Source organism: Sphingomonas sp. FUKUSWIS1, from assembly GCF_000733135.1.
GTDB lineage: Bacteria > Pseudomonadota > Alphaproteobacteria > Sphingomonadales > Sphingomonadaceae > Sphingomonas > Sphingomonas aerolata.
In genome coordinates, this window is the sequence record NZ_JPJC01000081.1 from 6667 (window position 1) to 13638 (window position 6972).

The 6972-nt window shown below is 68.0% G+C and carries 7 protein-coding genes; 4 read left to right on the forward strand and 3 right to left on the reverse strand.

Annotation, left to right across the window (positions count from 1 at the left end):
* A partial coding sequence (locus sphsw_RS20305; RefSeq protein ID WP_235188301.1) for a prephenate dehydratase domain-containing protein occupies positions 1–611 on the reverse strand: 611 nt, incomplete at its 3' end.
* Between the two features lie 138 nt (positions 612–749).
* Here sphsw_RS20305 and sphsw_RS05930 point away from each other — a divergent pair.
* On the forward strand, positions 750–1454 hold the full coding sequence (locus sphsw_RS05930) for a c-type cytochrome (protein ID WP_031396507.1): 705 nt from the start codon (positions 750–752) through the stop codon (positions 1452–1454).
* A gap of 105 nt (positions 1455–1559) precedes the next feature.
* On the opposite strand, the gene sphsw_RS05935 is transcribed toward sphsw_RS05930, so the two are convergent.
* Complete coding sequence (locus sphsw_RS05935) at positions 1560–2444, reverse strand: TIGR00730 family Rossman fold protein (protein ID WP_031439794.1); 885 nt, start codon at positions 2442–2444, stop codon at positions 1560–1562.
* A gap of 46 nt (positions 2445–2490) precedes the next feature.
* A complete protein-coding gene (locus sphsw_RS05940) occupies positions 2491–3156 on the reverse strand; it encodes an extensin family protein (RefSeq protein WP_031439795.1) in 666 nt (221 codons plus the stop codon).
* Positions 3157–3389: 233 nt separating this feature from the next.
* Here sphsw_RS05940 and sphsw_RS05945 point away from each other — a divergent pair, with 233 nt between their 5' ends.
* The 3 genes from sphsw_RS05945 to sphsw_RS05955 all read left to right on the forward strand — a co-directional run.
* Positions 3390–4544, forward strand: coding sequence for a phosphoserine transaminase (locus tag sphsw_RS05945; protein ID WP_031439796.1), 1155 nt, complete (start codon positions 3390–3392; stop codon positions 4542–4544).
* Between the two features lie 203 nt (positions 4545–4747).
* A complete protein-coding gene (gene serA, locus sphsw_RS05950; protein ID WP_031439797.1) occupies positions 4748–6325 on the forward strand; it encodes a phosphoglycerate dehydrogenase in 1578 nt (525 codons plus the stop codon).
* Positions 6326–6364: 39 nt separating this feature from the next.
* A partial coding sequence (locus sphsw_RS05955; protein WP_031439798.1) for an ATP phosphoribosyltransferase regulatory subunit occupies positions 6365–6972 on the forward strand: 608 nt, incomplete at its 3' end.

Below are 6972 nucleotides of genomic sequence, written 5' to 3' on the forward strand. Positions count from 1 at the left end.
GGTGGCTTGCCGCCGCGCGCGAGCGTGACGAAGCGGGTCGTGTTGTGATCGGCATCGGCAATGTCGGTCGCAAGCAGATCGAGCCCGTAGAGCGCAGCGGCGGCGGGCGGCGCGAGCGCGGCGATCGTCGGGTCGGCAAGCTCGGCGACCTTGGCCGCGGCGCCCGCGGTGTCGGGATAGCTCACCGGCTCGATCCCGTGCGCCTTGAGCCAGTGGCGGCACTGGCCGAGCGCCTGCGGATGGCTCATCGCCTGGCGGATACCATCGCGCGGTCCGATCCCCATCAGCGCGTGGCGGATCGGCAGGAAATGCTCGCCCGTGATCACCAGCCCCGATTCCGGGAGCAGGAAATGGATATCGGCGACGCGGCCGTGGAGAGAATTCTCGATCGGAATGATCGCGCAGTCGGCGCGGCCGTCCTTCACCGCGTCGATCGCATCGGCAAAGTCGAAACAGGGCAGCGGCAGGCCGTCCGGAAATGCCTCGGTCGCCGCGACATGGCTGTTGGCGCCGGGCGCGCCCTGAAACGCGACCGCGCGCGCGGGCTCCGCCATCGCGGCTTGGGTCATCCGCGCGACGATCGGACGGGCGGGGGCGGCGAAGTTTTCCATCGCCACGGCGCGTAGCCAGCGGGCCGGATGCAATCAAGGGCGCGCGGCGCCCGCGCAAGACGGGGCGCAGCGTTTGCTTGCGGTGTCGGTCAGGCTTTTCTATGGCTGTCCTAAATCAAATAGGGGTGGGTGCGCTTTATGGACGACAGGACCAATACGATCGCCGGCTGGGTGCTCGCAGGTTGTGGTGCGGCGCTTGGGCTGTCGATCGTGGGGGGCATGTTGTTCCACGGCGAGCGCCCCGAGAAGATGGGCTATGCGATCGAGGGCGTCGTCGAAGAGGGTGCCGGCGGTGGCGCTGCCGAGGTGGCGATCGCGTCGCTGCTGCCGACCGCCGATGCTGCCAAGGGCGCCGAGGTCTTCAAGAAGTGCGCCGCGTGCCACACGATCAACCAGGGCGGCGCGAACGGGATCGGTCCGAACCTGTATGCGACGCTGGGCGAGGGGATCGCGCAGGGCAAGGGCGGCTATGCCTTCACCGACGCGCTGAAGGGCGTCGGCGGCAAGTGGGACTTCGATAAGATGAACGCGTGGCTGACCAGCCCGCGCAAGTTCGCGCCGGGCACCAAGATGACCTTTGCCGGATTGGGCAGTGCCGAGGACCGCGCGAACGTGATCCTGTATCTCAACCAGCAGGGGTCGAACCTGCCCTTGCCGGCAGCGCCTGCCGCCGGTGCAGAACCCGCCGCCGCTGGAGATCAGCCTGCGACCGCCAACGCCGCCGAGGCTGCGGTCGAGAACGGCGGCGATACCGCCGATATCGCGAACACCGGCACGGCCGCCTCGGGTGCGCCATCGGTCGATCCGGAAGCCGCACGCAAGGGTGCGCGGACGGAGCAGTAATCGCGGCTCCCTCTCCTCGGTGAGGAGAGGGGCTGTTTCGGGGTGTGCGCTGCCTAGCGGCCCCTCACCCCGGCCCTCTCCCCCGAGGGGAGAGGGGGCAGAAGATCAGGCCTCTGCGGCTTCGGCCGCAGCGCGCTCGCGGTAGAAGGACTGGACCGCGGCCCAGGCTTCATCGGCAGTCTCGACATAGCGGAAGATCGACAGGTCCTTTTCGCTGACCACGCCTTCCTCGACCAGCGCGTCGAAATTCACCACGCGCTCCCAGAACTGGCGACCGAACAGCAGCACGGGGATCGGCTGGATCTTGCCCGTCTGGATCAGCGTCAGCAGTTCGAACAGCTCGTCGAACGTGCCGAACCCGCCCGGGAACGCCGCCAGCGCGCGGGCGTGGAGCAGGAAGTGCATCTTGCGCAGCGCGAAATAGTGGAACTGCACCGACAGCGACGGGGTGACGTACGGGTTGGGGGCCTGCTCATGCGGCAGGACGATGTTCAGCCCGATCGATTCGGCGCCGACATCGGTCGCGCCGCGGTTCGCTGCTTCCATGATCGACGGGCCGCCGCCCGAGCACACCACGAACTGACGCCAGCCGCGCTCGTCGCGGGGCAGGACGCTGACCTTGGCGGCGAGCTCGCGCGCGACGTCGTAATATTTCGACTTCTCGACTAGCCGCTCGGCGATCTTCTTCGACTTCTCGTCGCTGGCGAGTTCGAGCAGCGCCTGTGCCTTGGCGGGCTCGGGAATGCGCGCCGAGCCGTAGAAGACGAAGGTCGAGGCGATCTTCGCTTCCTCGAGCACCAGTTCGGTCTTGAGCAGCTCGAGCTGGAAGCGCACCGGGCGAAGGTCTTCGCGGAGCAGGAAGTCCATGTCCTGGAAGGCGAGCCGGTAATGCGGATGCTGGGTCTGCGGCGTGGAAACGATCTCGCGGGCGGTTTCAGCGTCCTGGCTGGCGTTCGCGAAAACGCGTGAGGGAATGCGGGTATCTGTCATTTCGGCGGATTTAGTCGAAAGCCGTGCGCAGGGCTAGACCGGTGTACTAGCGGCAGAAATTCGCGCGATCGTCCTCGAGATGGAGGTGGTTGCGGTGCGCGGCGTTATAGTCGGGGCTGAGCACCGTCCCGAACCGCTTGCAGGCCGAGGCGCGGATCGTCTGGAGGAATTGGCGAACCTGCGGGTCGGGCGAGGTCCAGTCGTTCAGGATGCTGATCCGTCGCCCGTCCTTAAGCACGAACCCGCCGATATCGACCGCGTTGGCGACCGCATGGCCCGAGCGGCGGCTCGCGTTGCGGGCCGAGCCGACGACGTTGCGGCATGCATAGCTGCCCATGCTGTCGATCCGCGCGAGTTCGCTGCCGAGCATCTGATAGGCGGCGGGGGCGACCGCGTTGCGCGTCCAGCCGATCAGCGCGCGCGCCGCGCCGCAGCGGACCGCGGTGAGGTTGGCGACCGGGACGCCGATATCGACCAGCTTGACGGTGCCCGCGAGCCCGCAGCCGGGACCGGTCTCGCGGTCGGGCAGGAGTTGGAACGAGACGTGGAGCTGGCGCAGGTCGGCGAGGCATTGCGCGGTCTCGCGATTGCTCGGGACCGAGAGGTTGGGGCGGGTCTGTTGCGGCGCGGCGGGGCGATCGGCGCGGCCGCAGGCGGCAAGCGCGAGAATGGGCGCGAGCGAGAGCAGGACAGGGTAAAGGACGCGGTACATGGGGCCATCATCCCCGCGTGACACCGGCTTGTCACGCGTTGCGGGGCGGCGTTGCGGCGAGTCGAGGCGTGGGCGTGTGCGGCGCTGCTCTTCGACTTCACTCGGGGCGAATGGGGGAGCGTGGCGACGGGAGCGCATGCGCGGACATGGTTGACTCACCGCGCCACGTCGTTAGGGCCGGCGACGGGCCACGCGGTCCCAACGCCGCGCGTGCTCTCTGTGAGGAGAGATACATGACTGATACGACCTATGCCACCGCCACAGGTGCGCCTGTGCTGCCTGCAACCAAGCCGGCACGCCCCTTTTTCTCCAGCGGTCCCTGCGCGAAGCCTCCGGGCTGGTCCGCGGACAAGCTCGCCACCGATTCGCTCGGCCGCTCGCATCGCTCGAAGATCGGCAAGACCCGCCTCCAGTACAGCATCGACCTGATGCGCGAACTGCTGAAGCTTCCGAGCACGCACCGCATCGGCATCGTCCCCGGCTCGGACACCGGCGCGTATGAGATGGCGATGTGGACGATGCTGGGCGCCAAGCCCGTTACCGCACTCGCCTGGGAAAGCTTCGGCGAGGGCTGGGTGACCGATGCGGTCAAGCAGCTCAAGATCGACCCCACCGTGGTGCGCGCCGATTACGGCCAACTGCCCGATCTGGACTCGGTCGACTGGTCGAACGACGTGCTGTTCACCTGGAACGGCACCACCAGCGGCGTGCGCGTGCCCAACGCGGACTGGATCCCCGACGACCGCGAAGGCCTGTCGTTCGCCGATGCGACGTCGGGCGTGTTCGCCTATGACATCGACTGGACCAAGATCGATGTCGCGACCTTCTCATGGCAGAAGGTGCTCGGCGGCGAGGGCGCGCACGGCGTGCTGATCCTCGGCCCGCGCGCGGTCGAGCGGCTCGAGAGCTACACCCCCGCCTGGCCGCTGCCGAAGGTGTTCCGGCTCGTTTCGAAGGGCAAGCTCGCCGAGGGCGTGTTCAAGGGCGAGACGATCAACACGCCGTCGATGCTGGCCGTCGAGGACGCGATCTTCAGCCTCGAATGGGCGAAGTCGCTGGGTAAGGACGGGCTGATCGCGCGGTCTGACGCGAATGCTGCGGCTCTGGACAAGATCGTGGCGGAACGCGACTGGCTTGGCCATCTTGCCGCCGATCCGGCGACGCGGTCGCGCACCAGCGTCTGCCTGACGGTCGAGGGTGCGGACGAGGCGATGATCAAGGCGATGGCGTCGGCGCTCGAAAAGGCCGGTGCTGCGTATGACGTCGCGGGCTACCGCGACGCACCGCCGGGCCTCCGCATCTGGTGCGGCGCGACCGTCGACACCGCCGATATTGTGGCGCTCGGGCCCTGGCTCGACTGGGCCTACGCGACCGCCAAGGCTGCCTAAAACTCGCTACTGCCGCCCTTTTTCCCACCGCCCTTTTCCGTCATCCCGGCGAACGCCGGGACCCATGGACACGGAGCATCCGCTCACTAGGCGGACCGCAACCATGGGCCCCGGCGTCCGCCGGGGTGACGGGACAGGGTGAGGACGGACTTTCAAAACCGAGCGCGCACCTCCGTTCCCCCGACATTCCCAGGAGCAATCCCATGCCAAAAGTCCTCATTTCCGACAAAATGGATCCCCGCGCCGCCCAGATCTTCCGCGAGCGCGGCGTCGAGGTCGACGAGATCACCGGCAAGACGCCCGCCGAACTGATGGCGATGATCGGCGAGTATGACGGTCTCGCGATCCGCAGCTCGACCAAGGTCACCAAGGAGATCCTCGAGCACGCGACCAACCTCAAGGTCGTCGGCCGCGCGGGCATCGGCGTCGATAATGTCGACATCCCCGCCGCCTCGGCGAAGGGCGTGGTCGTGATGAACACGCCGTTCGGCAACTCGATCACCACCGCCGAGCATGCGATCGCGCTGATGTTCGCGCTCGCCCGCCAGCTGCCCGAGGCCGACGCCTCGACCCAGGCGGGCAAGTGGGAGAAGAACCGCTTCATGGGTGTCGAGCTGACGTCGAAGACGCTCGGCCTGATCGGCGCGGGCAATATCGGCTCGATCGTCGCCGACCGTGCGCGCGGGCTCAAGATGAAGGTCGTCGCATTCGATCCGTTCCTGACGCCCGAGCGCGCGATCGAGATCGGCGTCGAGAAGGTCACGCTCGACGAGCTGCTCGCACGTGCCGATTTCATCACGCTGCACACGCCGCTGACCGATCAGACGCGCAACATCCTCTCGGCCGAGGCGCTCGCCAAGACCAAGAAGGGCGTGCGGATCATCAACTGCGCGCGCGGTGGCCTGATCGACGAGGTCGCGCTGAAGGCGGCGCTCGATTCGGGCCAGGTCGGTGGCGCGGCGCTCGACGTGTTCGTCGAGGAGCCCGCCAAGGCTTCGCCCTTGTTCAACACGCCGAACTTCATCAGCACGCCGCATCTTGGCGCGTCGACGACCGAGGCGCAGGTCAATGTCGCGATCCAGGTCGCCGAGCAAATGGCCGATTTCCTGATGTCGGGCGGCGTCACCAACGCGCTCAACATGCCGTCGCTGTCGGCGGAGGAAGCGCCCAAGCTGAAGCCGTACATGGCGCTGGCGGAAAAGCTTGGTGCGCTGGTCGGGCAGCTGACGCATGGCGCGGTGACGCGAATCTCGGTGCACACCGAGGGCGCGGCGGCCGAACTGAACCCCAAGCCGATCACCAGCGCGGTGCTGGCGGGCTATCTCCAGACGCAGACCGCCACCGTCAACATGGTCAATGCCCCCGTACTGGCGCGCGAACGCGGGCTCGAGGTGCGTGAGGTGCGGACCGAGCGCGAGGCGGATTACCACACGCTGCTGCGTGTCTCGGTCAGGACCGAGGATGGCGAGCGCTCGGTCGCGGGCACGCTGTTCGGCGATTCGGCGCCGCGTCTGGTCGAGCTGCTCGGGATCAAGATCGAGGCGGATCTGGCGGGGCCGATGCTCTATGTCGTCAACGAGGATGCGCCGGGGTTCATCGGTCGTCTCGGGACGGCATTGGGCGAGGCGGGGGTCAATATCGGCACCTTCCATCTCGGCCGCCGCCAGGCGGGCGGCGAGGCGGTGCTGCTGCTGTCGGTCGACGAGGCGGTGACGCCGGAGCTGCTGACGAAGGTGCGCGCGCTGCCGGGGGTTAAGACCGCGATGGGTCTCAACTTCTAAGGCTCGCGAACGGGGGGCGAAGTGGTTAGAGGCACGCGCATGACTGCTTTGCTCCCCGAAGGTTTTCGAGACCGCCTGCCCCCTTTCGCCGATTCGGCAGCCGCGCTCGAAGCGCGTGTGCTCGAGGCTGCACGCCTGCACGGCTATGAGCGCGTCGATCCGCCGCTGGCCGAATTTGCCGACGGGCTAGAGATGCGGTTGAAGGCCGGCGGCCTGCACGATGCGGTGCGGTTTGTCGATCCGGTGTCGCAGCGTACGCTCGCGATCCGGCCCGACATCACCGCGCAGGTCGCGCGGATCGCGGCCACGCGGATGGGGCATCACCCGCGGCCGGTGCGGCTGAGCTATGCCGGCTCCGTGCTCAAGCTGCGCGCGTCGCAGCTCGCGCCCGCGCGCGAGACGCGGCAGATCGGTTGCGAGCTGATCGGGCTTGATTCGGTCGCCGCCGCGCAGGAGGTCGTCGCGGTCGCGGTCGACATGCTCGGCGCGGCCGAGGTCCGCGGCGCGTCGATCGACTTCACGCTGCCCGATCTGGTGTCGACGCTTGCGGCGGGCCCGCTGCCGGTCGCGCCCGATCAGGTCGCGACGTTGCGCGACCGGCTCGATGCCAAGGATGCCGGCGCGGTCGCCGCGCTTGCGCCCGCCTA

Bases quoted from the DNA above. Each gene is read 5' to 3' on its own strand.
- sphsw_RS05930 (WP_031396507.1), top strand. From the start codon at position 750: ATGGACGACAGGACCAATACGATCGCCGGCTGGGTGCTCGCAGGTTGT.
- sphsw_RS05935 (WP_031439794.1), bottom strand. From the start codon at position 2,444: ATGACAGATACCCGCATTCCCTCACGCGTTTTCGCGAACGCCAGCCAG.
- sphsw_RS05940 (WP_031439795.1), bottom strand. From the start codon at position 3,156: ATGTACCGCGTCCTTTACCCTGTCCTGCTCTCGCTCGCGCCCATTCTC.
- sphsw_RS05945 (WP_031439796.1), top strand. From the start codon at position 3,390: ATGACTGATACGACCTATGCCACCGCCACAGGTGCGCCTGTGCTGCCT.
- serA (WP_031439797.1), top strand. From the start codon at position 4,748: ATGCCAAAAGTCCTCATTTCCGACAAAATGGATCCCCGCGCCGCCCAG.